This is a genomic window from Kineococcus sp. NBC_00420 (genome assembly GCF_036021035.1).
Classification (GTDB): Bacteria; Actinomycetota; Actinomycetes; order Actinomycetales; family Kineococcaceae; genus Kineococcus.
Window position 1 is genome coordinate 2761133 of sequence record NZ_CP107930.1, and the last position, 24514, is coordinate 2785646.

At 70.7% G+C, this 24514-nt stretch carries 26 protein-coding genes; 12 read left to right on the forward strand and 14 right to left on the reverse strand.

Annotated features, from left to right (window positions below):
• Positions 1-3: 3 nt before the first annotated feature.
• Complete coding sequence (locus OG218_RS13380) at positions 4-915, reverse strand: hypothetical protein (protein WP_328293717.1); 912 nt, start codon at positions 913-915, stop codon at positions 4-6.
• A gap of 174 nt (positions 916-1089) precedes the next feature.
• On the opposite strand from OG218_RS13380, the gene OG218_RS13385 reads away from it, so the two are divergent.
• Together OG218_RS13385 and OG218_RS13390 are read left to right on the forward strand one after the other, a co-directional pair.
• Positions 1090-1614 carry a peptidylprolyl isomerase gene (locus tag OG218_RS13385; RefSeq protein WP_328293718.1) on the forward strand — a complete coding sequence of 175 codons (525 nt, stop codon included), beginning with the start codon at positions 1090-1092 and terminating at the stop codon, positions 1612-1614.
• Between the two features lie 52 nt (positions 1615-1666).
• Positions 1667-2491, forward strand: a complete 825-nt coding sequence (locus OG218_RS13390) for a rhomboid family intramembrane serine protease (protein WP_328293719.1) — start codon at positions 1667-1669, stop codon at positions 2489-2491.
• Positions 2492-2715: 224 nt separating this feature from the next.
• Here OG218_RS13390 and OG218_RS13395 read toward each other — a convergent pair whose 3' ends face one another.
• Together OG218_RS13395 and OG218_RS13400 are read right to left on the reverse strand one after the other, a co-directional pair.
• Entirely contained in the window at positions 2716-3624 is a 909-nt protein-coding gene (locus OG218_RS13395; RefSeq protein ID WP_328293720.1) for a hypothetical protein, read from the reverse strand.
• 98 nt (positions 3625-3722) lie between these two features.
• Positions 3723-4076, reverse strand: a complete 354-nt coding sequence (locus tag OG218_RS13400) for a cell division protein CrgA (RefSeq protein WP_328293721.1) — start codon at positions 4074-4076, stop codon at positions 3723-3725.
• Between the two features lie 69 nt (positions 4077-4145).
• Here OG218_RS13400 and OG218_RS13405 point away from each other — a divergent pair, with 69 nt between their 5' ends.
• From OG218_RS13405 to OG218_RS13425, 5 genes are all read left to right on the forward strand, one after another.
• Complete coding sequence (locus tag OG218_RS13405; RefSeq protein WP_328293722.1) at positions 4146-4895, forward strand: DUF881 domain-containing protein; 750 nt, start codon at positions 4146-4148, stop codon at positions 4893-4895.
• Positions 4892-5596, forward strand: a complete 705-nt coding sequence (locus OG218_RS13410) for a class E sortase (RefSeq protein WP_328293723.1) — start codon at positions 4892-4894, stop codon at positions 5594-5596. The genes OG218_RS13405 and OG218_RS13410 overlap by 4 nt, the downstream gene beginning before the upstream one ends.
• 3 nt (positions 5597-5599) lie before the next feature.
• Complete coding sequence (locus OG218_RS13415) at positions 5600-5761, forward strand: hypothetical protein (RefSeq protein WP_328293724.1); 162 nt, start codon at positions 5600-5602, stop codon at positions 5759-5761.
• 44 nt (positions 5762-5805) lie between these two features.
• The gene (locus OG218_RS13420) at positions 5806-6216 is read left to right on the forward strand and encodes a DUF4190 domain-containing protein (RefSeq protein ID WP_328293725.1); all 411 of its coding nucleotides are present in this window, start codon (positions 5806-5808) and stop codon (positions 6214-6216) included.
• Positions 6217-6312: 96 nt separating this feature from the next.
• Positions 6313-7842, forward strand: coding sequence for an LCP family protein (locus OG218_RS13425; RefSeq protein WP_328293726.1), 1530 nt, complete (start codon positions 6313-6315; stop codon positions 7840-7842).
• Positions 7843-7903: 61 nt separating this feature from the next.
• On the opposite strand, the gene OG218_RS13430 is transcribed toward OG218_RS13425, so the two are convergent.
• The gene (locus OG218_RS13430) at positions 7904-8899 is read right to left on the reverse strand and encodes a S66 peptidase family protein (protein ID WP_328293727.1); all 996 of its coding nucleotides are present in this window, start codon (positions 8897-8899) and stop codon (positions 7904-7906) included.
• A gap of 99 nt (positions 8900-8998) precedes the next feature.
• On the opposite strand from OG218_RS13430, the gene OG218_RS13435 reads away from it, so the two are divergent.
• Positions 8999-9643 carry a GNAT family N-acetyltransferase gene (locus OG218_RS13435; RefSeq protein WP_328293728.1) on the forward strand — a complete coding sequence of 215 codons (645 nt, stop codon included), beginning with the start codon at positions 8999-9001 and terminating at the stop codon, positions 9641-9643.
• A 241-nt stretch (positions 9644-9884) separates the two neighbouring features.
• The gene (locus OG218_RS13440; protein WP_328293729.1) at positions 9885-11801 is read left to right on the forward strand and encodes a SpoIIE family protein phosphatase; all 1917 of its coding nucleotides are present in this window, start codon (positions 9885-9887) and stop codon (positions 11799-11801) included.
• Positions 11802-11953: 152 nt separating this feature from the next.
• Here the strand turns inward: OG218_RS13440 and OG218_RS13445 are convergent, their stop codons facing one another.
• The 6 genes from OG218_RS13445 to OG218_RS13470 form a co-directional block, all read right to left on the reverse strand.
• On the reverse strand, positions 11954-12175 hold the full coding sequence (locus OG218_RS13445) for a hypothetical protein (RefSeq protein WP_328293730.1): 222 nt from the start codon (positions 12173-12175) through the stop codon (positions 11954-11956).
• 88 nt (positions 12176-12263) lie between these two features.
• Entirely contained in the window at positions 12264-12509 is a 246-nt protein-coding gene (locus OG218_RS13450) for a hypothetical protein (protein WP_328293731.1), read from the reverse strand.
• Between the two features lie 86 nt (positions 12510-12595).
• On the reverse strand, positions 12596-13513 hold the full coding sequence (locus tag OG218_RS13455) for a carbohydrate ABC transporter permease (RefSeq protein ID WP_380162311.1): 918 nt from the start codon (positions 13511-13513) through the stop codon (positions 12596-12598).
• Positions 13514-13530: 17 nt separating this feature from the next.
• A complete protein-coding gene (locus OG218_RS13460; protein ID WP_328293733.1) occupies positions 13531-14469 on the reverse strand; it encodes a carbohydrate ABC transporter permease in 939 nt (312 codons plus the stop codon).
• The gene (locus OG218_RS13465) at positions 14466-15809 is read right to left on the reverse strand and encodes an ABC transporter substrate-binding protein (RefSeq protein ID WP_328293734.1); all 1344 of its coding nucleotides are present in this window, start codon (positions 15807-15809) and stop codon (positions 14466-14468) included. Before OG218_RS13465 ends, OG218_RS13460 begins: the two co-directional genes overlap by 4 nt.
• 111 nt (positions 15810-15920) lie before the next feature.
• Positions 15921-18083, reverse strand: coding sequence for a beta-galactosidase (locus OG218_RS13470; RefSeq protein WP_328293735.1), 2163 nt, complete (start codon positions 18081-18083; stop codon positions 15921-15923).
• Positions 18084-18257: 174 nt separating this feature from the next.
• On the opposite strand from OG218_RS13470, the gene OG218_RS13475 reads away from it, so the two are divergent.
• Together OG218_RS13475 and OG218_RS13480 are read left to right on the forward strand one after the other, a co-directional pair.
• A complete protein-coding gene (locus OG218_RS13475) occupies positions 18258-19274 on the forward strand; it encodes a LacI family DNA-binding transcriptional regulator (RefSeq protein WP_328293736.1) in 1017 nt (338 codons plus the stop codon).
• A 123-nt stretch (positions 19275-19397) separates the two neighbouring features.
• Complete coding sequence (locus OG218_RS13480; RefSeq protein ID WP_328293737.1) at positions 19398-20948, forward strand: glycoside hydrolase family 43 protein; 1551 nt, start codon at positions 19398-19400, stop codon at positions 20946-20948.
• Between the two features lie 165 nt (positions 20949-21113).
• On the opposite strand, the gene OG218_RS13485 is transcribed toward OG218_RS13480, so the two are convergent.
• From OG218_RS13485 to OG218_RS13495, 3 genes are read right to left on the reverse strand one after another with little or no spacing between them, the layout of a single operon-like run.
• Positions 21114-21479 (reverse strand): hypothetical protein, encoded by a 366-nt coding sequence (locus tag OG218_RS13485; protein ID WP_328293738.1) that lies wholly within the window; start codon positions 21477-21479, stop codon positions 21114-21116.
• A 53-nt stretch (positions 21480-21532) separates the two neighbouring features.
• Positions 21533-21805, reverse strand: a complete 273-nt coding sequence (locus tag OG218_RS13490) for a hypothetical protein (RefSeq protein ID WP_328293739.1) — start codon at positions 21803-21805, stop codon at positions 21533-21535.
• Complete coding sequence (locus tag OG218_RS13495) at positions 21774-22940, reverse strand: hypothetical protein (RefSeq protein ID WP_328293740.1); 1167 nt, start codon at positions 22938-22940, stop codon at positions 21774-21776. Before OG218_RS13495 ends, OG218_RS13490 begins: the two co-directional genes overlap by 32 nt.
• 78 nt (positions 22941-23018) lie before the next feature.
• Here OG218_RS13495 and OG218_RS13500 point away from each other — a divergent pair, with 78 nt between their 5' ends.
• The gene (locus OG218_RS13500) at positions 23019-23642 is read left to right on the forward strand and encodes a hypothetical protein (protein ID WP_328293741.1); all 624 of its coding nucleotides are present in this window, start codon (positions 23019-23021) and stop codon (positions 23640-23642) included.
• Between the two features lie 74 nt (positions 23643-23716).
• Here OG218_RS13500 and OG218_RS13505 read toward each other — a convergent pair whose 3' ends face one another.
• Complete coding sequence (locus tag OG218_RS13505; protein WP_328293742.1) at positions 23717-24391, reverse strand: SDR family NAD(P)-dependent oxidoreductase; 675 nt, start codon at positions 24389-24391, stop codon at positions 23717-23719.
• Between the last annotated feature and the right edge of the window lie 123 nt (positions 24392-24514).

Below are 24514 nucleotides of genomic sequence, written 5' to 3' on the forward strand. Positions count from 1 at the left end.
CGCTCAGTCGCCCTTGAGCTCGTCCGGGGTCGCGTCCGTGACGGTCCCGGGGGTGACGGTCTCCGGCGTGGTCTCCGGCGTGGTGTCCGGGGTCGTCTCCGGAGCGGTCGCCTTCTCGAGGTTCTCCGTCGAGGCCTCGGTCTTCGGGGTCACGGGGGTGCTCGCCGCGGGAGCGGGGGTCCAGGCCGCGCCCGGCGCCGCCCACGGGTCCTCCTTCTTGCCCCGGGTCGCCGCCCACACGGCGGTGCCACCGGCGGCGAGGATGGTGAGGACCAGGAACTTCTTCCCCGCGCCACCCTTCTTCTGCTTCTTCTTCGCCGCTGCCTTCGTCACCACGGCCAGGGTGGCGGCGGGGTGCTTCTTCGCGGTCTTCGCGGTCTTCCGGGCGACCTTCTTGGCGCCCTTGGCGGCGGCCGCAGCCGCCGCCGCCCGACGTGCGGCCTTCTTCGCCGACTTCTTCGCGGAGCGGCTGAGGGGCTTCTGGACCGACTTCTGCGCGTCCTTGGCGTTGCCGACGGCGTCCTTCACGGCGTCCTTCACCGTGTCCGACGTCGACGCGGCCGCCGCCGTCGCGGCGGCGACGACGGGGGCCGCCGCGTGCTGCGCGGAGTCCCGCGCGGTTCCGGCGGCGTCCTGCACGGCCTCGATCAGCTTGGGCAGCAGGTCGTCGACGATCTTGTCGCGGGCGCTGTCGACCGCGGGCGAGACCCGCTGGGCAGCGGCCTCCACGCGCGGCGCGGCGGCCTCGAGGGAGCTGTTCCAGCCCTTCTCGAGGCGGGGCTGTGCCCAGTCGACAGCGGCCTCGACCTTGGGCGTGGCCCAGTCGCGGGCACTCCCGACGGCCGGTCCGACCTTCTCCGCCAGCGCCGCACCCTGGGCCTGCAGCTTCTCGGTACGACTCTTGCTCAGCGACATCCGATCCTCCTCCTGCGTCGTCGTGCTCTGTCGTCGCCAACGTCCGGCGTCCCGGGCAGGTGCCCCGGACCACGGAGAGCGACGATCACCACCGCTCATCCCACCGCAGGTGGAGGCAGACCGCCAGTAGACGCCCGCAGGAAGGCGTGCAGGGGTCGTGGAAGGATGGCCGCCATGTACGCCACCCTGCACACCAACCACGGCGACATCCGCCTGGAACTGTTCGAGAACCACGCCCCGAAGACGGTGGCGAACTTCGTCGGCCTCGCCGAGGGCACGAAGGAGTGGCAGGACCCCGCCACCGGCGAGAAGAAGTCCGAGCCCTTCTACGACGGGCTCACCTTCCACCGCATCATCGACGGCTTCATGATCCAGGGCGGGTGCCCGCGCGGCGACGGCCGCGGCGGTCCCGGGTTCCAGTTCGACGACGAGATCCACCCGGACCTGCGCTTCGACAAGAAGTACCTGCTCGCCATGGCCAACGCCGGCAAGATCGCCGGTCACGGCACCAACGGCTCGCAGTTCTTCATCACCGTGACCACCACGCCGCACCTCAACGGCAAGCACACCATCTTCGGTGAGGTCGCCGACGAGGCCAGCAAGGCCGTCGTCGACGCGATCGAGAACGTTCCCACCGGCCCTGGCGACGCCCCGCGCGAACCGGTCGTCATCACCAGCGTCGACGTCGAACGCGACTGAGACCACAGCTCTGAGCACGAACGACGGGGGCGTCCCGCACGTTGGACCCCACGTGAGCGACGTCCCCGTCTGTCCCCGGCACCCCGACCGCGAGTCGTGGGTGCGCTGTCAGCGCTGCAACCGGCCCGCGTGCCCGGAGTGCCAGCGCCCTGCCGCCGTCGGCGTCCAGTGCGTGGACTGCGTGGCAGCGGGCAACCGCGACGTCCGCACCGCCCGGACGAGCTTCGGTGGCGCCCTGCGCAGCGGTGACACCGTGGTCACCAAGGTGCTCATCGCGCTCTGCGTGCTCGCCTTCCTCGGCGGCAAGGTCGTGCCCGACTCCTTCTACTACCAGTTCGCCCTCGTGGGGGACGGGTACGGCGGCTCGTTCGCCTCGGGGGAGTGGTGGCAGCCGGTCACGGCGGCCTTCCTGCACGGCAACACCGTGCACCTGCTCTTCAACATGTACGCGCTCTGGATCACGGGGCAGTACCTGGAACCCCTGCTGGGCCGGTTGCGCTTCTCCGCGCTCTACCTGGTCTCCGTGCTGGGGGGCGCCGCCGGGGCGTTGCTGCTCGCCGCGCCGTTGACCGTCACCGTGGGGGCGTCCGGGGGCATCTTCGGCCTCTTCGCCGCCATGTTCGTCGTCAACCGCCACCTCGGTCGTCAGACCAGCCAGATCGCCGTCCTGATCGTGATCAACTTCCTGATCGGCGTCTTCGTGGCCGGGATCTCCTGGCAGGGCCACCTCGGTGGACTGCTCGCCGGGGCGGTCGTCGCCTGGGCGATGGCCCGTGGACGCAAGGGCAACCCGGTTCTGCAGTGGGCCGGCACGGGTGCTGTCGCCGTCGTCGTGGTGGGCCTGCTGGCCTACGCGGCAACGGGTTCGCGCTTCTGAGGACGCCCACCGTCGTCCACAGGCTGTTCGCACAGGTGTGCGAACAGCCTCACGTTCATCCACCGCGTGTGGGTACCTCTGTGGATGGAACGGCTCGTTTCCCACATCTATCCACAGGGTGTGGATGAAGCGGTGGACAAACTCTGTGGACAACCGCGGCGTCATCCCCCGGCTGTCCACACGTCATCCCCAGGCAGTGGACAACGGTCCACCGCCCGGATGCGTCAGGCGAGCGCCGACGGTTCCCGCCCGGCGGCCCAGCGCAGCGTCTGCGCGGCGAGGTCCTCCCAGTAGCGGGGGCGTCCGGCGGGGGCGGGCGCGAGCCAGCCGTCCTCCATGTGCGTGCACACCGCGGGGTCCGCGGCGGCGAGGCGACGACGGCGCGCCGGCGTGCGCAACGACGCGACGTCGACCGCGCCGCGGACGGTCGTCAGGTACGCGGCACGGGCCAGCCGCACCGCCGGGTTCGACGACGCACCCCGGTGGTGCGAGACGAGGTCCCGCAGCCGGAAGCGGGGGATGCCCTGCACGGCGAGCAGGCTGGTGTGGTCGAAGTCGCCCCCGGAGAAGCAGCACAGGACCAGCAGCCGGTGGTCCTGGCGCAACGCCCCCACGCGGACGGCGAAGGTGCTCGTCGTCGACTCGTGCGGCACCCAGCGCACGACGTCGGCGGGCAGGCTGTCCTCCCCGCGGGAGGTGCGCGGACGGCGCCACTGCGGCACCCGGCCCTCGATGTCGTCGTGCGTTCCGACGCCGTAGGGCGCGAAGTACTCCGCGCGCGCCGTGGCGGCCGTCGCGACCAGCGAGGTCAGCGCGTCCGGGCGCCACAGGTAGTCGTCCTCGGCGAACAGGACGACGTCGTCGTCGGCCCAGTCGGAGCGGACGGCGAGGCGCAGCGCGGCGAGGTAGCTCGCCCGGTTGCTGCCGCCGGTGATCGCGGAGACCCGGCCGTGCTCGCGCATGAGCGTGAGGCGCTCCTGCGGGATCGGACCGTCGTTGAGGAACACCAGGTCGGCGTGCTCGGCGCCCCGGGCGGCGCGCAGGAACGACAGCAGGGCGACCTGCTTGGAGTACCAGGCCGGTCGCCCCTTGGCGTTCTCCCCGCCGTGGGATCGGTAGACGACGTGCAGCACTGGTCCCCCTGCTCGGTCACGATCGGACCGCGATCGTAACCGTCACGCGCCGTCAGGGTTCACCGCTCGTGCAGGGGGGTCACCCGATGTGACGAGTGCTATCGCCAGCGTGTCGTCATCGCGAACCCGACGAGCACGAGCCCGAAGCCCATCACCAGGTTCCAGTTGTTCCAGCCCGGCACGGGCAGCAGCGCGCCCGACAGGTAGAACACGACGATCCAGAGCAGGCCGACGACCATCAGGCCGACCATCGTCCAGATCCACCAGCGCGGCGTGAGCTGGTTCTTGCGCTTCACGGCCCGGTCGGCGTCGGCGACCGCGTCGACCTGGCCCTTCCGGCCCTTGCGACCCTTGGCCGGCGTGTCGTTCACGGCGTCGACACTCGACTCCGTGTCGTCGGACTCCTTGCGGCGGGGCACGTCGACCTCCAGTAGGGGGTGGGGCCGGGACACGTGGTGCGCCCCTCTGGTTAGCGTAGTGCGACGATCGGTGTGCGGTCGGTTCACTGGGGGGTGCACGTGGTGGGTGGTCCACCCTGGCGACGGTCCGCTCGACGACCGACCGCCCGGCGACTGGCCGTCGCCGGCGTCTTCGCGCTGGCCGGGTTGCTCTTCGCCACCAGCGCCCAGACCTCGCGCGGGACCGACCTGCGCTCCGAGAACGCCGACCTCGGCTCCCTCGTCGCCCAGCGCTCCCGCGAGAACGAACAGCGCTCCGCCCAGGTCTCCGCGCTGCGCGGCGAGGTCGACACCCTCACCCGCGACGCCGGCAGCAGCGCCGGCACCGGCGGTGACCCGCTGCAGGACACCGGGCTGGGCACCACCTCCGGGGCGCTCGCGGTCACCGGGCCGGGGGTCACGGTCACCCTCGACGACGCCCCGACGAGCGAACCGCGACCGGCCGGCGCGGCCCCCGACGACCTCGTCGTGCACCAGCAGGACGTGGAGGCCGTCGTCAACGCGCTGTGGGCCGGTGGCGCCGAGGCGATGATGATCATGGACCAGCGGATCGTGTCGACCTCGGCCGTGCGCTGCGTCGGCAACGTCCTCGTCCTGCAGGGTCGCACCTACTCCCCGCCGTACCGGATCAGCGCCATCGGCGACGTCGACGCCCTGCGCTCCGGCCTCGCGCGCTCGAGCGCGATCTCGATCTACCAGGAGTACGTCAGCGCCTACGGTCTCGGCTACCAGGTCTCCGCCGGGAAGGACCTGCAGCTGCCCGCCTTCGACGGGACCACGAGCACGACCTACGCGAAGGCCGGTGCCGGGTGATCCGCCGGATCACCTCGGTGGTCGGGGAACTGCTCGTCACGGCCGGGGTGCTCACGCTCCTCTTCGTCGTCTGGCAGCTGTACTGGACCGACCTGACCTCCGGACGCGTGCAGGCCGCGACCGTCACGTCCCTGGAGCAGCAGTGGGACGCGACCCCGGCGCCCAGTGCCTCTGCGTCCGCCCCGGCCGCCGCCCCGACGGTGGACGTCGACCAGACCCCGCCCACGGGCGACGCGTTCGCGATCGTCTACGTCCCGCGCTTCGGCAGCGACTACGCCGTCCCCGTCGTCGAGGGCACCGGCACCGCGGAGCTCCAGGAGGGCATCGGGCACTACGCCGACGCCGCGCTCCCCGGCCAGGTCGGCAACTTCGCCATCGCCGGTCACCGCGTGACCTACGGCAAGCCGTTCAACCTCATCGCCGACCTGCAGGACGGCGACGCCGTCGTCGTGGCGACCGCCACCCAGTGGTTCACCTACCGGGTCCAGTCGCACGAGATCGTCAGCCCGAAGCAGGTGTCCGTCATCGCCCCCGTCCCCGACCAGCCGGGGGCCACGCCGACCCAGGCCTGGCTGACGATGACGGCCTGCCACCCGATGCACTCGGCGAGGCAGCGCTACGTCGTGCACGCGCTGCTGGAGTCGGTGCAGGACCGCAGCGCCGGGCCGCCGGCGTCGCTCGCCGCCGTGGGACAGGGGTAGCTCGTGTACGCGTTCTGGTGGCGCACCCTGCCCGGTCCGTGGTGGCTGCGGCTGCTGATCAGCCTCGTCGTGGCGGCCGGTGTCGTCCTGGTCTGCTTCGTGTGGGTGTTCCCGGCGATCGCCGACCACCTGGCCATCAACGACGGCACGGTGGACGGGCGGTAGCGCCGGGTCTGGGAGGATCGCAGCCCACGACCAGGGAGGACACGATGTCCAGCGAGTACGCACCCGGGAGCTACGGCTCCTACGGCGAGTCCGGCACCGTCGCGAAGAACGGCGCAGGTGTCGCGGGACTCGTCCTCGGCATCGTCGCCCTGCTGCTGTCCTGGATCGTGATCGGGCTGCCCCTCGCGATCATCGGGCTCGTCCTCTCGATCATCGGCTTCCGTCGCATCGGCAAGCGGCGCGCGACCAACCGCGGGGTCGCGATCACCGGGCTGGTGGTCAACGTCCTCGCCCTGCTCATCGCGGCCGTCCTGACCACCATCTACGCGGTGGCCTTCGGCGCCATCTGGTCCAACGGCGGCGGTGACGCCGTCAACTGCTTCCTGGACACCAACGGCAGCCAGGCCGCCGTCCAGGCCTGTGCGGACACCTACCGCCTCGACCTCGACCGCTGACCACCGCCGCACCACGTGTGAAGGCCTCGCGCACACGCTGCGGAACTGTGCGGATGGGGCTCAAGGAACGGGTGCGACGCGCCGTACCGTGACGACGTGCCCACCTCCACCGACCCCGGCTCGCAGCACGAGGTCCCCGGCGCCGGTCGCCGCGCGCGCGGTCAGCACTCCAGCCACGCCCACGGTGCGGCGTTCCGGGTGCTGCGCGGCCTCCTCGTCGCCGTCGTCGTCCTCGCCGTGCTCGGCGCCGGTGGCGGGGTGTACGCGTACTACAGGCTCCAGGGCAACATCAACGCCCAGGACGTGACGGGCCTGCTCAGCAACCGTCCGACCGACCAGTCCACCGTGGACCCGACGACCGGGCAGTCCGCCGTCAACATCCTCGTGATGGGCAGCGACACCCGTGATCTCTCCGACGGGACCGGCGACGAGTACGGCGGCGAGTCCGCCGACCCGGGTGCGCGCTCCGACACCACCGTCCTCGTGCACCTGGCCGCGGACCGCCAGAGCGCGACGATGGTCAGCATCCCCCGCGACTCCGTCGTCCAGATCCCGGCCTGCAAGCTCGCCGACGGCTCCACGACGAAGGCCCGGAAGGGCATCTTCAACGCCGCCTTCTCCCTGGGCGGCGCGGCCTGCACGATCAGCACCGTCGAGTCGCTGACCCACGTGAAGGTCGACCACTACGTCGTCGTCGACTTCTCCGGGTTCCAGTCGATGATCGACGCCCTGGGCGGGGTGACGATCTGCACGCCCGACGACATCGACGACAAGGCCTCCAACCTGCACCTGACCGCGGGGACCCACGACGACGTCAACGGTCAGACCGCCCTCGCCTACGCCCGTGTCCGTCACATCGGCGACGGCTCGGACCTCTCCCGCATCTCCCGCCAGCAGGCCCTCATGAGCTCGGTGGTCCAGAAGGTCACGAGCTCGCAGATCCTGCTGTCCCCGACCAAGCTCTTCTCCTTCCTCGACGCGGCGACGAAGTCGGTCACCACCGACACCGGGTTCGCCAGCCTCAGCGAGATCGCCTCGCTCGCGCAGAGCCTGCAGAAGATGCCCGCGAAGGGCGTCCAGTTCGTCACGGTGCCCACCGAGGAGTACCCCGCCGACCACAACCGCGTGCAGTGGACCGCCGCCGCCGCCGGGCTGTGGCAGCAGATCGCCACCGACACCGCCGGACCCACGTCGGCGACCCCGACCGCGACGGCCACCGGGGACCCCTCCGACAGCTCCGAACTGCTCGTCGCACCGTCCGGCATCTCCGTCCAGGTCCTCAACGTCGGCGCCCCGGCCGGGACGGCCGCCAACGTCGCCGACCAGCTGACCGGGGTCGGGTTCGCGAGCGCCTCCACCAGCGACGGGCCCGCGACCGACCCGGGCGCCGACGTCCTCGTCCGCTACGGCACCGGCCGGGGCGACTCCGCGAACACCGTCGCGGCCGCGCTCGGCGGGGCGAAGACCCAGCTCGACGCGAGCCTCGGCAAGACCATCGTCGTCGAGGTCTCGACGGCGGCGGTGACCGTGACCGACGTCCGGGCCCGCGTCACCGGCACCGTGCCCACCGCGGCCCCGAGCCCCGCCGTCACCGGCCGCGTCGCCTCCGACGACATCTGCGCCTGAGGACCCGTCGCTCAGGCGCCCGCGGGGGAACGGCGCGACCGGACCGGGGCGGACGCGGAGGTCAGCGGACCGCCGGCTCCAGCAGCGACAGCTCGCGGTCGCCCGCGTCGAGAGCCACCCGGATCCCCACCGGCATCGGCAGGTTGGGGCCGGCGTGGCCGAACTCCACCCCACCCAGGACGGGGACGTCCCGGTCACCGAGGACGTCCAGCACGATCTCGCGCAGGGACGGCGACGGATCGGGTCCCTCGAGCCCGTCGACGAGGTGGGGGACACCCACGACCATCCCCCCGATGCGGTCGAGGATTCCGGCGTGGCGCAGCACGTGCAGGTAGCTCCACACGTGCGAGGCGTGCCCGCCCATCTCCTCCCAGAACAGCACCGCACCGGTGAAGTGATCCACCGGCAGGGCGTACCGCGTGGCCTGGACGAGGGCGATGCGGTTGACGACCCCGCCGAGGAGGGGGCCCTCCGCCCGTCCCGGGCGCCAGCACTCCCAGGACGGGGTGGTGGGCAGGGCACCGATCGCCTCGGTCCCGGTCAGCAGCCTGAGGTAGAGGTCCTCGAGCTCGGTCCGACGTCCTGGCGGGGAGCGTCGCCACGCGCCGCCGAGTCCCGGGGTGGCCAGGTCGGCGTGGAAGCCGACCAGACCCGTCCGCTGGTGCAGGACGAGGTGCAGCAGCGAGACGTCGCTGTAGCCGAGGATCGGTTTCGGGTCGCGGAGGACCGCGTCGACGTCGAGGAGGTCGAGGTAGCCGAAGGCGGTCTGGCCGCCGTCGTGGGCGACGATCGCGCGGACCTCGGGGTCGCGCAGCAGCCCGTTGAGCTCCGCGGCGATCTCCGCCGGTGGGGCCGCGCTCCACCAGTGCTGCAGCCCGACCCGCAGCAACGGGGCGCGCCGCACCCGGAACCCCATCCGCTCCAGGACCGCCTCGGCCTCCCGGAGGTCGGGCTCGTACCGGGCGTGCAGGGGTCCCGACAGCGAGGCGATGACGACGAGGTCCCCCCGCGCGAGGGCACGGGGGCGCAGGACCGCGGGCGGGTCGTCGGTGATCACCGAGGCAGTCTGGCGGGCCCCTCCGTCCGCACGCCACGCCTTTGCCGCGTCGGGGTCGGACCGGTCGCCCGACGACGCGCCGTGCCCGAGACTGCGCCCGTGCCCGGCGCTGACCCCTCCACGACCTGTGCGACCTACGAGGGGAGCGCGCCTCCTGGGACGTGGGCCGAGGTCACGGCACTGTTCGTGGCCGCGTTCGCGGCGGCCCCCTACGGGGAGGACCCGCAGGAGCTGGCGCGCATCCGGACCTGGGGGCCGACCCAGCTGTCCCACCCGGGCGGACGACTGACCGTGGCCCGGCAGGGTGCGCAGTGCGCCGGCTTCGCCCTGGTCCACGGTCTGGTCGAGGACCAGCCGTGGCAGGCGATCCTGGCCACCCTGGCCGCACACCCGGCCGCCGTCGACGCCCTCGACCGGCCCGAGGACGCCCTCGTCGTCCACGAGCTGGCGGTCCACGAAGGGTTCCGCGGCCGGGGAGTCGCACGCACCCTGCTGCGGGAGGTCCTGCGGGACCGCGACGAGGCACGGGTGCTCATCGGGGTCTACGAGAGTGCCGAGGACGCGGTGGCGATGTACGAGCGGTGGGGTCTGGTCCGGATCGGTTCGTTCCGCGGTCCGGACAGCGACGTGACCCTGCTGGTGCTCACCTCGCTCACGAGCGACCTGTCGCTCCGGCTCTCGACGCCGTCGCAGCGGGTGAGCGTCCCCGGACCCGTGGGGGATCGTCGTCCGCCGGCGCCGTGACGCGGGCGCCGGCCTCACCCACCGCCGCCCCGCGTTCCCTCACGTGGCACGGAACGTGCGCGCCCTTGTAGCGTCAGTGACGACCGTCGGAGAGACGCAACCTGGTGCGCCCCGTGCCGTGCGACGAGCTCGAGGAGGAGTGGTCCCGCGGCGACCATCCACCCCAGGTCCCGGCTGACCCGGCGCACCCGCGCACGGACCCGGGGGTCGCGGTTCGGGAACGCACGTGCGAGGGAGAGACATGGACACCGGCGGGCTGGGTCACGGTGAACCCGTACCTGCGGGCGTCCCGCTGAACGGTGAACTCCCCCGGGAGCCCGGGCCGGCACGATCGGGACAACGTGACACCCGGGTCGCCGTCGACGCCGTGCTCCTGCCGTCGATGTTCAGCGGCGCCCCGGTGGCGGTCCTCGCCCTGGACCAGGACGGCGCGGTGACCGCCGTCACCCCCACGGCCGAACGTCTTCTGGGCTACGGCGAGGCCGAACTCGTCACCCACCCGTTGCACGAGCACCTGCACCACCAGCACCTCGACGGACGGACGGTCGCGCCCGCGGAGAGCCCCATCCTGCTCGCCCTCCGGGGAGCGCGTCCCGCCGCCGGGGAGGGGGTGTTCCTCCGCCGGGACGGCTCCGCCCTGGTCCTGGCCTGGGCCTTCGCCCCCACCGTCCTGGCCCGGACCCTCGTCGGTGGTGTCCTCACCCTGTCCGACACCACCGCCCAGCACGCCGAGGCCACCCGTCAGCGACAACGGCTCGACGCGCTGGAGGAGGCCAACGTCCGCCTGGCCCTGCTGGCCGAGGCCTCCCGGGTCCTGGGCGGGGCCGACGACGTCGAGGCCGGGTTGACCGCCCTGGCCGAACTGCTCGTCCCGGCGCTCGCCGACTGGGTCAGCGTCGACGTCCTGGCCGAGGACGGGACCAGCCTGCAGCGGGTGGCCCTGGCCCACCGCGACCCCGGCCTCCACGCCACGGCCGCCGCGAACCTGGGTCCCCTGCCGTCGCTGGAACCGGGGATGACCAGCCGCTTGGCGCAGGTCCTGCACGGTGCGGGGATACAGCACCAACGCATGCCGGCGCCGGACCAGGCGTGGACGCTGGCCGTGGACGCCCTCGCCGGCAACCGTCTCGAACTGGCCCGGCAACTCGGCGCGTCGGAGTGGGTCACCGCTCCGCTGCGCGCCCGGGGGCACACCCTGGGCGCGATCACCCTGGTCCGCACCGATCCCTCCCGTCCCTACCGGCAGCAGGACTCCGACTTCGCCGCCGACCTCGCCGTCCGCGCGGGTGCGCTGCTGGACACCACCCGCGTCCTGCAGCGCCAGGCCCGGCGCGCCGAACAGATGCAGCGGGCGTTGCTGCCCGAACTCGCGCCGCGGATCGGAGCACTGGACCTGGCCGGGCTGTACCAGCCCGCCAACGACTTCGTCCAGGTCGGAGGCGACTGGTACGACGCCTTCGCCCTGCCCGACGGCAGCGTCGCCCTGGTCATCGGCGACGTCGCGGGCCACGACCTGCACGCCGCCACCCGCATGGGCGCCATCCGGCACAAGCTCCGTGCCCTGGCCGGGGACCGCATCGCACCGCCGTCCGAGGTCATCGCGCGTCTGGACCGGATCCTGCACCGCTTCGCCCCCGACGACCTCGCGACCCTCGTCTACGCGCGCCTGCACAGCGACACAGCCGGGACGACGTTGCAGTGGGCCAACGCGGGGCACCCGCCGCCGCTGCTGCTGCGGGCCGGCGAACCCGCGCGGCTGCTCGACGAGGTCGTGGACCTCCCGCTCGGCGTCGACGAGAACGAGGAGCGGACCGACGCCCACCACCTGCTCACGACGGGACGACTGCGCTTCACCCCGGAACCGCCGAACCCCGCCGGAGACGGTCCCCCCGCCCCGGGGACCGGCGGGCGCTCGCCGGGATCGAAGGCGCACACGCTGGTCCTGTACAGCGACGGTCTGGTGGAACACCCGGACGAGTCCCTGACCGTCAGCTTCCAGCGGTTGCTGGCGGCCGGCGAGGACCTCTCCGACACCCCGCTGCAGGACCTGCCCCGAGAACTGCTGCGACGGATGGGACCCACCGGCCTGGACGACATCGCCGTCCTCGCCGTGCGGATCGACGTGCCGGAGCAGTCCTTCCGCCACCCCGACGGGTGAGGCGACGTCGGAGCCGTTCCGTCCCCCCGTGCCACGACGCGAACCACCGCACGGTCCGGGTCGAGGAGCGGTCCCGACCCGACGCTGAAGGGCGGTACGCCCTGGTCCTCGCAGGCGGTGACGAGGGCAGCCATGGTCAGGCTGGCCCCGCTTCAGGGCGCGATCGGTTCCTCGCTCGCACGGTCGGTACCCAGGTCGAGGCCCGGAAACTCCGAGGCGGCTGACTTCCCCGATGAGGGGTGCTCGTCCTGCAGAGCACGGAGGCCGGCTCCCAGGACCTCATGCCCGATGCGCTCGGCGTGCTCGATCCCGTCGGCGCCGCCGTTGGTGGAGAAGACCGTCTCCAGCCCGGCCGGGGCGACCTCAGAGATCAACCGTGCGGTCTCGGGCGAGCGGCTTCGGCGTGCGGGGGTGGTGGTGCACAGTTCCTGCGCCCGCTCGACGATCCCGGCCCCCTGCGCTTCACCCCCACCTCCCCCCAGCTCGCTCGGCCTCGTCGAACGGTTGCTCGCCGACGCCGAATCCCGTGTCCTTCGCCGCGGCCAGCACGCCGACGTGATCGACCTCGAATCCGACGTCCGCGAGTGGATCGCGAACTGGAACGAGGATCCCCACCCCGACGTCTGGGGCACGACCGTCGACGAGATCCTCGACCGCCTCGCCGGGTACCTCGCAGCGCCCGACCCACGGACCACCGACCCAGGACACCGGCGTTCGTCGGCGTCCCCTCCCGCCGGCAGGCCATCCCGACCACATCGTCCACCAGCGGGGTGCCCGGTCCGGAGGCCACGTGCTCACTCTTTGACGCTGCCGCTCGACAGGCCGCTCTGCCAGAACCGCTGCAGCACGACGAACGCCACGACCAGCGGGATGACGCTGACGGCCGAGCCGGTGATGACCGTCGAGAACAGCGCCTGCGAACCACCCCCGGCGGCGCTGGCGGCCTGCTGCTGGGCCAGCCCCACCGTCAGGGGGTAGAGCGAGGACGTGTTCAGCATGATGAGCGGCAGGAAGTAGTTGTTCCAGGAGGCCACGAGGGAGAAGAGGAACACCGTCACCATGCCGGGGGCGAGCAGACGCAGGGACACCTGCACGAAGGTGCGGAACTCACCGGCCCCGTCCACGCGGGCCGCTTCCAGGAGGGAGTCGGGGATCGCGTCGGCGGCGTAGACCCGCATGAGGTAGACGCCGAACGGGCTGACCAGGGACGGCAGGATGACCGCCCACGGGGTGTTGGTCAGTGCCAGTGAGTTGAAGAGCAGGTAGGTCGGCAGTGCGAGTGCCGTCAACGGGATCATCACCGCACCCAGAGAGATGCTGAACAACAACCTGTCCCCGGCGAACCGGTACTTCGCGAAGGCGTACCCGGCGAGGGTCGCGAGCAGGGTGGCGCCGGCTGCGCTCGTCCCGGCGTAGAGCACGGTGTTCACCGACCAGCGGAGGAAGATCCCGTCGCCCGCGCTGAACACGTCGCGCAGGTTGTCCCAGAGCGCGAAGTGGTGCCCGAACGAGAACCCGAAGGTGCTGAACAGGTCGGAGTTGTCCTTGGTCGCGGCGATCAGCAGCCAGAGCAGCGGCAGCACGAAGTAGGCCGCGACGAGCCAGAGCAGGACGCTCAGCAGTCGGTTCCCTGATCGCGTGGAGCTGCGTCGGGACCTCGCGGCTGGATCGGTCGCGGACGGGACGCCTGGGCGGGTCCGCAGGGTCTTCAGGGTGCTCACGGGGCGCCTCAGTTCGCGGTGCCGCCGCGGTTGACCCGCAACTGCACGAGGTAGGAGATGACAGCGATGACCAGACCGAGGAGGAACGCGACCGCAGCCGCGTAGTTCACGTCCTGGTTCACGAAGGCCAGGTTGTAGGCGTAGAAGTTCGGGGTGAAGCCGTTCGAGATCGCGGTGGGCGCGATGCCCTTGAGCAGCGCGGGTTCGTTGAACAGCTGGAACGTCCCGATGATGGAGAAGATCACCGTCAGGACGATCGCCGGTCCGATCGCGGGGATCTTGATGCTCCACGCCTGTCGGACCAACCCGGCGCCGTCGATCGAGGCGGCCTCGAGGAGTTCGGCGGGGATCGTCCGCAAGGCTGAGTACATGATGATCATGTTGTAGCCGACGAACTCCCACGTGACGATGTTCATCATCGACCCCAGGACCGTGCCCGGAGCCAGGACGTCGGGGGCGCTCGCTCCGAAGGCCCTGAACACCTGGGCCAGCGGGCCGAAGTCGCGGCCGTAGAGGTATCCCCACATCATCGTCGCCACCACACCAGGCACTGCGTACGGGACGAAGTACAACAGGCGAAGAACTCCGGCCCCCCGGGCCCGGCCACTGTCCAGGGCCAGCGCCAGGAAGAGGGCGCCGCCCAGCATCACGGGTACCTGGACGAGCAGGAACAACCCCATCCGGCCCACCCCGGCGAGGAACTCCGGATCGGTGAGAGCGGTGAGGTAGTTCTGCGCGCCGACGAACGAGGTGCCGCCGATCAGCCGTGTGCGGAAGAGACTGAGGTAGCCGGAGTACCCGAGGGGGATGACGAGCATGGCCAGGAAGACGACGAAGAAGGGTGCCAGGAAGAGGTACGCGGCTCGCGCCCGGCGGCGTTCTCCGGCCGACCGAGCAGGGGGGCGAGGCCGGGCCGGCGAGCCAGTGAGGGCCGTGTCGGAGGTCATCGACCTGTCACCGTGAATCCCTGGTCCTTCGCGTACTTCTCCAGCACGCCCTGCCAGTCGTCCAAGGCGGCCGACAGGTCGCCCTTGGCCCCGATCGCCTTGCCGACCACTTCGGTGTACTGCGAGGCGGCGTAGTCGGTGAACGGGAGCCACGCGAACTCGGTGTCGACGGTCCCGGAGATCTCGGCGAACAGCTCGTTGACCTTCTGGCCGCCGAAGAAGTCGACCGACTGGTCTGTGAACGTCGGGTCCTTCAAGACGCCCTCGGCGGCTGGGAACAACGACTGCTCGAGGGCCAGCTTCGTCGTCGAGGCCGGGTCGTGGTTGATCCACTTCGCCAGTTCGTAGGCGGCGATGCGGTTCTGGGTGGTGGACAGCACGGCGTTGGAGGAGCCGCCCCAGTTGCCCGAGACGTTCTGTCCCGCCGACCACTGCGGCAGTGGCGCCGCCCGCCACAACCCTGTGGTCGACTCGACCGTGCCCTGCAGGAACACCGGGGCCCAGGCGGCGGTGAGCCATCCGGCGTACTTCCCGGAGTTCAACGCCTGGTAGTAGGCGTCGTTGAAGTCGGCGTCGACGGAGACCAGGTCGCGTTGGATCAGGTCCTGCCAGTAGGCGATGACCTTCTTGGCTCCGGTGCTGTTGACCGAGATCGAGACGCCCTTGTCGCCGTCGTAGGCGAATGGTTTCACACCGGCCTGCCACAGCAGGCCGATGAACGGACCGAAGTCGTTGTTGGCGAAGTTGCTGATGTAGCTACCGGTGCTCCGGACCTTCTCCGCGGCCGCGGCGTAGTCCGCCCACGTCACCGGGGGTGTCTCGACCCCGGCCTTCTGGAGGAGGTCGTTGCGGTAGAGGTTCCCCATCGGCCCGGTGTCCTGCGGGATCGCCCACACGGAATCGCCGGTGGAGACCTGCTTCCAGACCCAGTCGACGTAGTCCGCGGAGAGGTCGCCGGCGCCGAGGGGGCCGAGGTCGAGGAGGGAGTCGTTGACCTCGAAGGAGCTGAGGTACTGGTACTCGATCTGCACGACGTCGGGGGCACCGTCCTTGGACTTCACCGCCGTGCGCACCTTCTGGTAGTGCGCCAGGCCCTGGCCGACGTTCTCGACCTTGACCTTGATCTTGGGGTACTTGCGCTGGAACAGGTCCACTTCCTTCTGGATGTCCGGCACCCATGTCCAGAAGGTGAGCTGGGTGTCGGTGTCCAGGGCCTTGCGGACGTCGTCGCTGGACACCGGTTCGGTGTCGTCGGTGCCGCTGGAGCAGGCGCTGAGCGCGAGACCGGTGAGGAAGGTGCCGGCGAACATCGCCGCGGCTGCGCGTCGGGTGGGGTTCATGGTCGTCTCTCCATCGAGAAGGGTCCGCACCGGTGGGGGCGGGCGAGGTGGGTGAGGGTGCGCGGCGCCGCACGGCGCGGGTGAACGCGAGAGAGGGGTGGGACCTGCGGGTCAGGCGTCGAAGATGAGGACGCGGACCGACCAGGCGGGGAGTTCCAGCAGGGTGCCGGCGCTGATCCGAGCTCCATCGATCAGGTCGTCGGCGTCCAGGACCAGCCGTGCGCGTCCCTCCTGCCATCCCCAGGACGTGACGACCACGACGATCCGCCCGTCGGGCAGAGACCCGCTGGTGGTGCGGACGGCTTCGCTCACGGGGAGTACGAACGCCGCTGCGAGGGGAGGAGCGGCGGCGGCCTGCTCGATCAGCGCGGCGGCCAGTGCGGGGGACGGCACGCATCCCACGGTGGTGACCCGCCCGTCGCCGGCCCGGTGGGTGGTGACGGCGGCGAAGTCGGCGAACCGGGGGTGGTCGTAACGAGCCAGGACATCGGCTCCGGTGGTCATCAGGCCGTCGATCCACCATCGGGCAGTGGATCCCTCCGGCAGGTCGGCAAGGGGTCGGATCGAGGTCTGGGGTGAGGTGTGGGTCGAGATCACCGGTATCTCCCCGTCGACCGTCGAGAACTCCTCGTACCAGGCACCCGCGAGGTCGGTCAGTCCCGGTGGGGCCACTTCCGTGCGGGCTCGCGCCTCCTGATCCGCGTAGGCCGTGCGGGGCGTCAGGACCAGGTGTCCGCCGGCCAGGGTGTAGCGGCGCAGCAGATCGAGCTGCGCGTCGGTGAGGACGTAGGTTCCTGCGGCGACGAGCAGGGGGTGGTGGGACACGATCTGGGCGATGCCGACATCGCTCGTGATCTCCTCGAGTTGTTCCACGTGCAGGAGGCGGGCTTGTCGGCCGGAGTCCACGGTGCCCCGGTGGAACGCGTCGACGAGGTGCTCGTAGGACTCCGGGTCCGGCGCCCCGCTCGTCTGGAACGGGGGTTGGAACTGCAGGGCGTGCCGGCTCGCGGTCGACCAGAGGATCGTGACGTCGGAGTGCGGGACGTATCCGTCGAAGGTGTTGCCGGCGGCCGCGAAGCCGGCGCCGATCCGTTGGATCTCGGCGTAGACCCGACCCGGTCGTAGGCTGTGCGGAAGCACACCACCCCAGTAGGTCTCGGCTCCGAAGGGCAACGTGTGCCAGTGCCAGTACTCGATCATCGAGGCCCCGCGGGAGACGAACGTCCACGCGATCTGGCGCAGCTGGCCCGGGTACGGCGGGCGACCGTCGTCGATGGTGCCGATGGACTGGGCGTTGGTCTCGGTGACGAGGAAGCGGGCCTGGCGCGAGGCGTAGGCACGGTCGGCCTGACGCAGCAGGCCGGCGACGCCGGTGGTGGTCCAGCGGTTGGGCTGGTCCTTGGTCACACCGATCTCGAGGTGGTCCTGAACGCCGTAGTAGGGGTTTCCCGCCGCGACGTCGAGCACTTCGTTGACCGTGCGCTCGTCCAGCCCGGGCCGGGGATACTGCAGGCAGGTCGTGACGAACTGACCTGGCGTGCGGTAGTCGTCCACGATGGAGGCCTGCCAGGCGATGAACTCGGTGGTCTGCTCGGTCTGGAACGTGCGCCAGGCGAGGTCGTACTGCGGGAAGGAGTTCCCCTCCGGTCGCCACAGTTCCGACCAGTCATCGAGGCGGTGCGACCAGTAGGTCAGACCCCACTCGGCGTTGAGGTCATCGACGGTCGCGTACCGACGTCGGAGCCAGCGCACGAACCGGGTGAAGACGGCGCGGTTGTGCAGCAGTTCCAGGCCCGGCTCGTTGTCGACCTGGAAACCCACCACGGCCGGGTGGCGGGCGTAGCGGTCCAAGATGGACCGGATCACCCGTTCGGCGTAGAAGCGGAAGGCCGGCTGCGTGTAGTCCAGTTCCTGTCGCGCGCCCCAGGGGACCGGCTCGCCGGTTCGGCGTTCCGCGGCGATCTCGGGATGGGAGACCTGCAACCACGGCGGCACCGCGTAGGTGGGCGTCCCGAGGATCACTCGGACACCGCGGTCGTGGGCGGACTCGAGCACGGGGGAGAGCCACTCCAGGTCGAACTCACCGTCACGGGGTTCCCAGGTCGACCAGACGGATTCCCCGACGCGGATCACGGTGATGCCGGCCCGGTGCATGAGATCCAGGTCGAGCTCGGTCCTGGGGCTGCGGTGGTACTCGGGGTAGTAGGCGACGCCGAGCTGGAGACCGGGTGGCGCTGCGGTCCCGTCGGTGTCGGGAAGGGGAGGAGGCAACATCGGGGCTGGCTCACTTCGTCGTCGGGCGTCCAGGTGAGAGCACCGTAGACGTCAATGTTCTCGATAACAAGCGGTGTGGACCTCTTGCCGGCCACGGCGACCCGCAGCCGGGCTCCGAGGTCGCCGTAGGGTTCTCCTCGCTGGAGGACGCAGGCGAGGTGGAGCGAGGACGGCATGGCGGCGGATGCGGCGCGGGGAAAACCGGCGACGATCTACGACGTCGCCGAGCTGGCCGGGGTCTCGCACATCACCGTCAGCCGGTTCCTCAGCGGATTCAGCGGGATGCGCGCAGCGACCCGCGAGCGGGTCGCCGCTGCGGTGGCTGAACTCGACTACACGCCGAACCCGATGGGACGCAGCCTGCGTCTGCAACGCATCGACCGCATCGCCTACCTCGCCGACCGCCTCGATGAGCACGGCCCCTCACAACTGCTCCTCGGTGCTCTGTCGGCCGCCCGGGCCCGCGGCTACATCCTCGACGTCGTCCCGACCGGGGAAGGGGTGATGTCCGTCGACGCCGCCGTGGACCTGGTCGGACGCGAACGGGTCGCGGGGATCGTCCTGTCTGGCCGCACCGAGCCCGCCCGCTCCGTCCTGACCCGGCGCGCATTCTCCGTACCCGTGGTCGACGACTTCGAGCTCCACGTCGCCGGGACGTCGACGCCGGTCGACGAGTGGGTGGGCCAGATCGCAGCCGAGCACCTGCTCGCGCAGGGCCACCGGCGGGTGGCCCTGCTGGAGGGGCCGGCTGCCTGGGCCGCCTCCGGTAGTCGTGCCGGTGGGTTTCGCGCAGCCCTGACACGAGGGGGTGGTTCGGTCGTGCTGGTCGAGACGGGCGACTGGTCTCCCCGCTCTGGCTACGAGGCGACCACTCGGATGCTCTCCGCCGGTCTGCGAGACGCCACCGCGCTCGGTGTCGCCAACGACGCCATGGCTCTCGGTGCTCTTTCCGCACTCTTCGACGCGGGCGTCCGTGTGCCCGAGGACCTGGCGGTCATCGGGGTCGACGACCTTCCGCAGGCCGCGTACGCGAGGCCAGGTCTGTCCACCGTCGCCGTGGACCACGCAGCCGAGGGACGCCACGTCGTCGACGCCCTCGTCGACCGCATCGAGGGTGTCGCACCCCCGGGCGTGCCGAGCCAGGTGCCCGCCCCACTGCTCGTCGTCAGAGGGTCGACCACCCGCGCCTGACGGGGTCAGATCGCGAGAAACCCTTGACCACGATTCGTGGACCCTTGTATGTTCTCGAAAACATCAACCGGCCGTGAGGCTCTCTCCGCCGGCCCCCTGGTTCGTCGTTCGAAGGAGAACACCATGACGACCATCCCTTCCCGCCGCCGCGTCGGGCGCACTCCGGCCCGGGCCGCCACCCTCCTCGTGGGCCTGGGCCTGGTCGCAACCCTCGCGACCGCCCCTCCCGCCACCGCCACCGACCGCACCCGGAACGCAGCCAGTGGCGGGGTGACGTACGACAACCCTGTTTACCCCGCGAGCGGGTTGCCCGATCCCCAGGTGACCCTGGGCGACGACGGGTACTACTACCTCACGGGAACCACCACCAGTTCCTCGATCGAGATCATCCGCTCGGCCTCGCTGACGGACATGCGTGGCGCCGTCCGGAAGATCGTCTACGTACCGCCGGCCCCTTTCAACAAGGACGTGTGGGCGCCGGAACTTCACCGGATCGACGGGGTCTGGTACATCTACACGACCGCCTCGGACCTGGACTACGGGACCGTCGGCAACCCGGCCGTCGGACGCAACCGGATCCAGGTGCTGCAGAACACCTCCTCCGACCCGCTGGCCGGGAACTGGACCAACCTCGGGACGGTCAACGGCATCGACACGTCCATCGGGTCCCTCGACGGCACGATCTTCGAGAGCGGGGGTTCTCGGTACTTCGTCTTCGTCTACTCCCAGAACGGCAACCACGTCTACATCGCCAGGATGAGCAACCCCTGGACCTTGAGCACGACGCCGGTCGAGATCATCCGCCCGACGCAGGCATGGGAGGGGCAGTGGACCACGGAAGGTCCAGCCGTTCTGGTCCGCAACGGCCGCGTCTTCATCTCATACTCCGCCAACGACTGTGGGTCGGACGACTACTCGATGGGCCTCGTGAGCGCAGACCAGGGCGGCGATCTGCTGAACCCAGCGGCCTGGACGAAGGCGAATGGTCCGGTCATGAGCACGAACGCCACGGCAGGGGTTTTCGCGCCCGGGCACAACTCGTTCACGACGTCCCCGGACGGCAGTGAGGACTACGTCGTCTACCACGCGAACTCTGCTGCAGGGCAGGGCTGCGGGAACCACCGCACGGCCCGCGTGCAGCGTCTGACGTGGGGAACCGACGGAGCCCCGGTGTTTCCGACCCCGGCCTCCACCGGTCTGCAGACGCCGGCCTGGGACGTCGGGGCCGATGCTCTGGTCCGCAACGCGGGATTCGAGCGCGACCGGGGAGCTCGCTCGCTCCCGAGCGGTTGGACCACGACCGACCGTGACCAGTCTGCGTTCTACACCGAGCCTGGTGGGCACACGGGCGCATTCCAGGGAACCCAGTGGGCCGCACGCCCGTACCGCGTCTACACCTACCAGACCATCCCGGACCTGCCTGCCGGAAACTACACGTTGACGGCCTGGGTGAAATCCAGTGGTGGTCAGGCCGAGGCTGGTGTCGAGGTGAAGGACTACGCCGGCAATGGCAGCAAGAACTACCTCCCGATCGGCCCCGCCGGGAAGTGGACCCAGGTCACGATTCCGGGTGTGTCGGTGACGGCCGGTCAGGCGACCGTCGGGTTCTGGTCGAACGCCTCGGCAGGCCAGTGGCTGAACTTCGACGACGTGGAGCTGACGCCCAGCAGCTAGTGTCGTGAGTCGATGTCTCGTGGGCAGTGGTCACCGAGCGGTGAGTGGATCGCTGCAACTTCTTCGTCGTCAGCTCGACGAACCAGTGTTTCGAGGAGGTTCAGCCAGGAGGAGAGTCGGTGCGTCTCGTCACCACGTCGATGGCCGCAGTTGGTGGCTCCAGCGTCAGCGAGACGGCGCCCCGTCGGTCAGCAGGGCAGCGAACTCAGGCACCGCAGCCTCCGGCTCCCAGACGACGAACTCCACGACCTCGCCGTCGGTGAGGACCACACCCAGTCTCCGCTGCCAGGTGGCGATGCGGCGCCGACCCCGGACCAGCTCGGTCCCGCTGAGCTGCGCCCTGTCCCAGGACCTGGCGCGCAGTCCGATCAGCGCCTCCACGGTGTTCGGCTGGAACAGCAGCCGACGGTCGGTGAGGTTCAAGGTTCCACCCCGCGCGATGCCCCGTCGCAGCCAGTTGGCGTGCCAGGTGCGCAGCACCTGCTCACCAGCCGCCAGCTCCGGACGAGGTAGGAAGATCCGCGGACGCACCCCCACACCTTGCCACCCCGACCCGTCGGGTCGCGGTTGCGACGGCCGTGGGGTCAGCTCAGACGTCCCAGGAGTTCCTTCAGCAGGGTGAACTCGCCCGGGGTGAAGCGGTCCTGCACCTCGGGCAGGCCGGCCGCGAGGGCTACCGCCGAGCGCAGCAGCGAGGAGCCGGCACTCACCTCCCCGCGGGTCGCGAAGCCCTGTCCCGCCTCCTCGAGCGGCGCCGTGATGGTGGCCACGACCATCTCGCGCACCACCTCGGCGAAGTCGGCCCTCAGCGGGCGCTCTCGCGTCTCAGCCTCCAGCAGTGCCGGTGTCGTGCCCACGTCGGGTCACTGGAACGGATGCCGAACCGGTGGTGAGTTCTGCGGGCTGCGGGCGGGAGCCCGTCGGTGCGGCGGGCGGGAAGTGGCCGAGCTCGATGCCGGCGCCTCCCCTCGGTCGAGTCGCCGCCTCACGTCGGTTCCGCAGGAGCATCGCGGCCAGCGTGAACAGGATGCCCGCCGCTGCCCAGATCCCCAGCCGGATGATGGGAGCCGAGACGGCCGCGCCGTCGAAGTACTGGACGGAGCGGAGGAGGTCCAGAGCCCCACCCTGGGGGAACACCTGGTAGAGAGCCTGGAAGAAGTCGCTGAGGACGTGGATGCCGAGCGGGCCTCCGGAAGAGGTGTTGCCGAGGATCACCAGAGCGAGCGTCATGACCAGCGCCGCGTTCATCCCTCCGAGAGCAGCGACTCCCGTCACGGCTCCTCCGATGGCCACGCCCGTCAGCCACAGGACCGCGAACACCGCCCCGGGCTCGACGGTCACCGCGCCGAGAGCGGAGTCGATCCACACGGTGATCAGTCCGGCGAGGACTCCCGTGTAGAGCACGAGGACGACGCTGCGCTCGACGAAGGTCGCCGCCGTGTCGACCGAGCCGAGGATGCGCCCGAACACCGTCGCGCCGAGCGCTGCGCCCAGGCCCACGAAGAGGATCGCGTAGAACTCCACCGACCCGACCGGGTCCTTCGCCGGCAGGGGGGCGAGGTCGGTGGTCGTGTTGGTGGCGGACAGTTTCGCTGCGATGGAGGTGCCGATGCCGGAGATCGCCTGACCGAGGCCACGACCCCCACCGCTGGCGATGTAGGTGGTCACCACGGCGTTCCCTCCCGGAGCGGGCAGGACGAGCGCGCCGTCCACGTCTCGGTCGAGCACCGCGTCGCGGGCGTTCGCAGCAGAGGCCACGATCGTGAGCTCGAGTGAGCCCTGCTGCTCGAGCGCCACGATCGCGCCGGCGTCACCGGTGACCGCGAGGTGGACGTTGTTGGGTGTCGGGTTGCCGAACGCGCTCGAGTAGCTCGTCAGCATCGCCATCGCGAGGAACAGGATCGCGACCGCGCCGAGGATCAGGTTCCGGTAGCGGTGGGCCGATCCCGGGTGCTGTGCAGACTCTGCCCGCCGAGGTGTCGACTCGATCACGTGTGTCATGATGTCCTTTACGATTGTCCAGTAGATGACAAACGTACATTAGTGGTCGGACTCTGGCAAGATGCGCCCATGTCGCAGGCCACGAACGCACTCCCGCCCGAGGCGCACCGGGTGGACCCACGCGTCACCCGGACCCGCGCCGCCCTCATCCGCGCGTTGGCGGCTCTGGTGTCCGAGTCGCCGAGAGGTGAGGCGATCTCGATGAGCGCGGTCGCGCAGCGGGCAGGCCTGAGCCGGCAGGCGCTGCACAACCACTACGCCAACGTGGGCGACCTCGCGACGGACGTGTGGATCAGTCGCCTGCTGGAGAACTGGCTGCCCCTCGACGAGAGCGCTGCGAACCTCGCTCAGGCCCTCACCGACGCCGTCGCGGAGCGCGGGATCGAACCACTGCTCACCGCAGGGCGAGCCGATCGCGAGTTCTTCGACAAGCTCCGCGCCGTCCCCCGCGGCGAGCGGGTGGGCGAGGTCATCGCAGCCGCCGTCACCACCTGGTTGACGGGGTCGGGTAGTGATCATCGTCGCTCGGACATCGCCCTCACCGGCGATGCGCGGATCTTCGCGATCGGCGGGATGGTGGCGCTCGTGTCCACGTGGCAGATGGCCGACTCCCCGCCGAGCACCGCCGCGCAGGTCGCGACGCTCCGCACGCTCGCGGCCGCGGCTGCTGCTGCCGCTGGTCCTGCCGCCTGAACCCTGCCGGCCGGGATCACGGGGTGCTGCGGCACTGTCCCGTCCGGAACCGGAGGCCCCGGACGGGAAGCGCGTCAGCCGTTGTAGCCGTCGTAGGCGACGTAGTGCAGCTCCGCGTCTTCTCGTTCCTCGTGCAGCTTCACGTACGACTGGGCGATGACCGCGGGCTCGGCGTCTGGGCGACCACCACCGATCAGAGCGGTGATGGCGACGAAGGCGACGTAGACCCCCTGCTCCGCGAGGGCGGCGTGCAGGTTGAGCGTCCAGTTCCGCAGTCCCGCTGCGGCGATGTTGACGTTGCCGCGCACGGGCGTCGGGGCGAGAGACCCGCCACCGGTGGTCACGAGGACCGTTCCGGACTTGGCCGCGATCATGTCCGGCAGGACCGCGCCGATGGCAGCGAGGGCGCCCCCCAGGTAGAAGTCGATCTGCGGCTGCAGGTTCTCCATCGTCACGTCCAGGGCGTCGACGGACTCCAGCGTCCGGTCCGCCGGGGAGAACTCCAGGACGTCGATCCGGCCCAGCGTCTCCCGGATCGACCTGATCGCACTCCGCACCGTGTCGGGCTCGCTGACGTCGGCAGCGAACCCGCGAGCCTGGATCCCCTCGCCGGCGAGGGTCTGGGCGAGGGTGTCGAGCTTGGCCTGGTCGCGAGCCACGAGGGCGACGTCGAAGCCCTTGCGCCCGAAGGCCCGGGCGATCTCCAGGCCCAGACCGGGACCGGCTCCGATGATGGTGATGAGGGGCATGGTGCGTCCTTCCGTGGCCACCGCAGGGCCGGGTGCGTTCGGGTGCGGTAAGTTGAGACCGTTCCCAACTCCGCCGAGCTTAACTTGAGACCGGCCTCACTTTCCACTGGAGTCGCCGTGCCC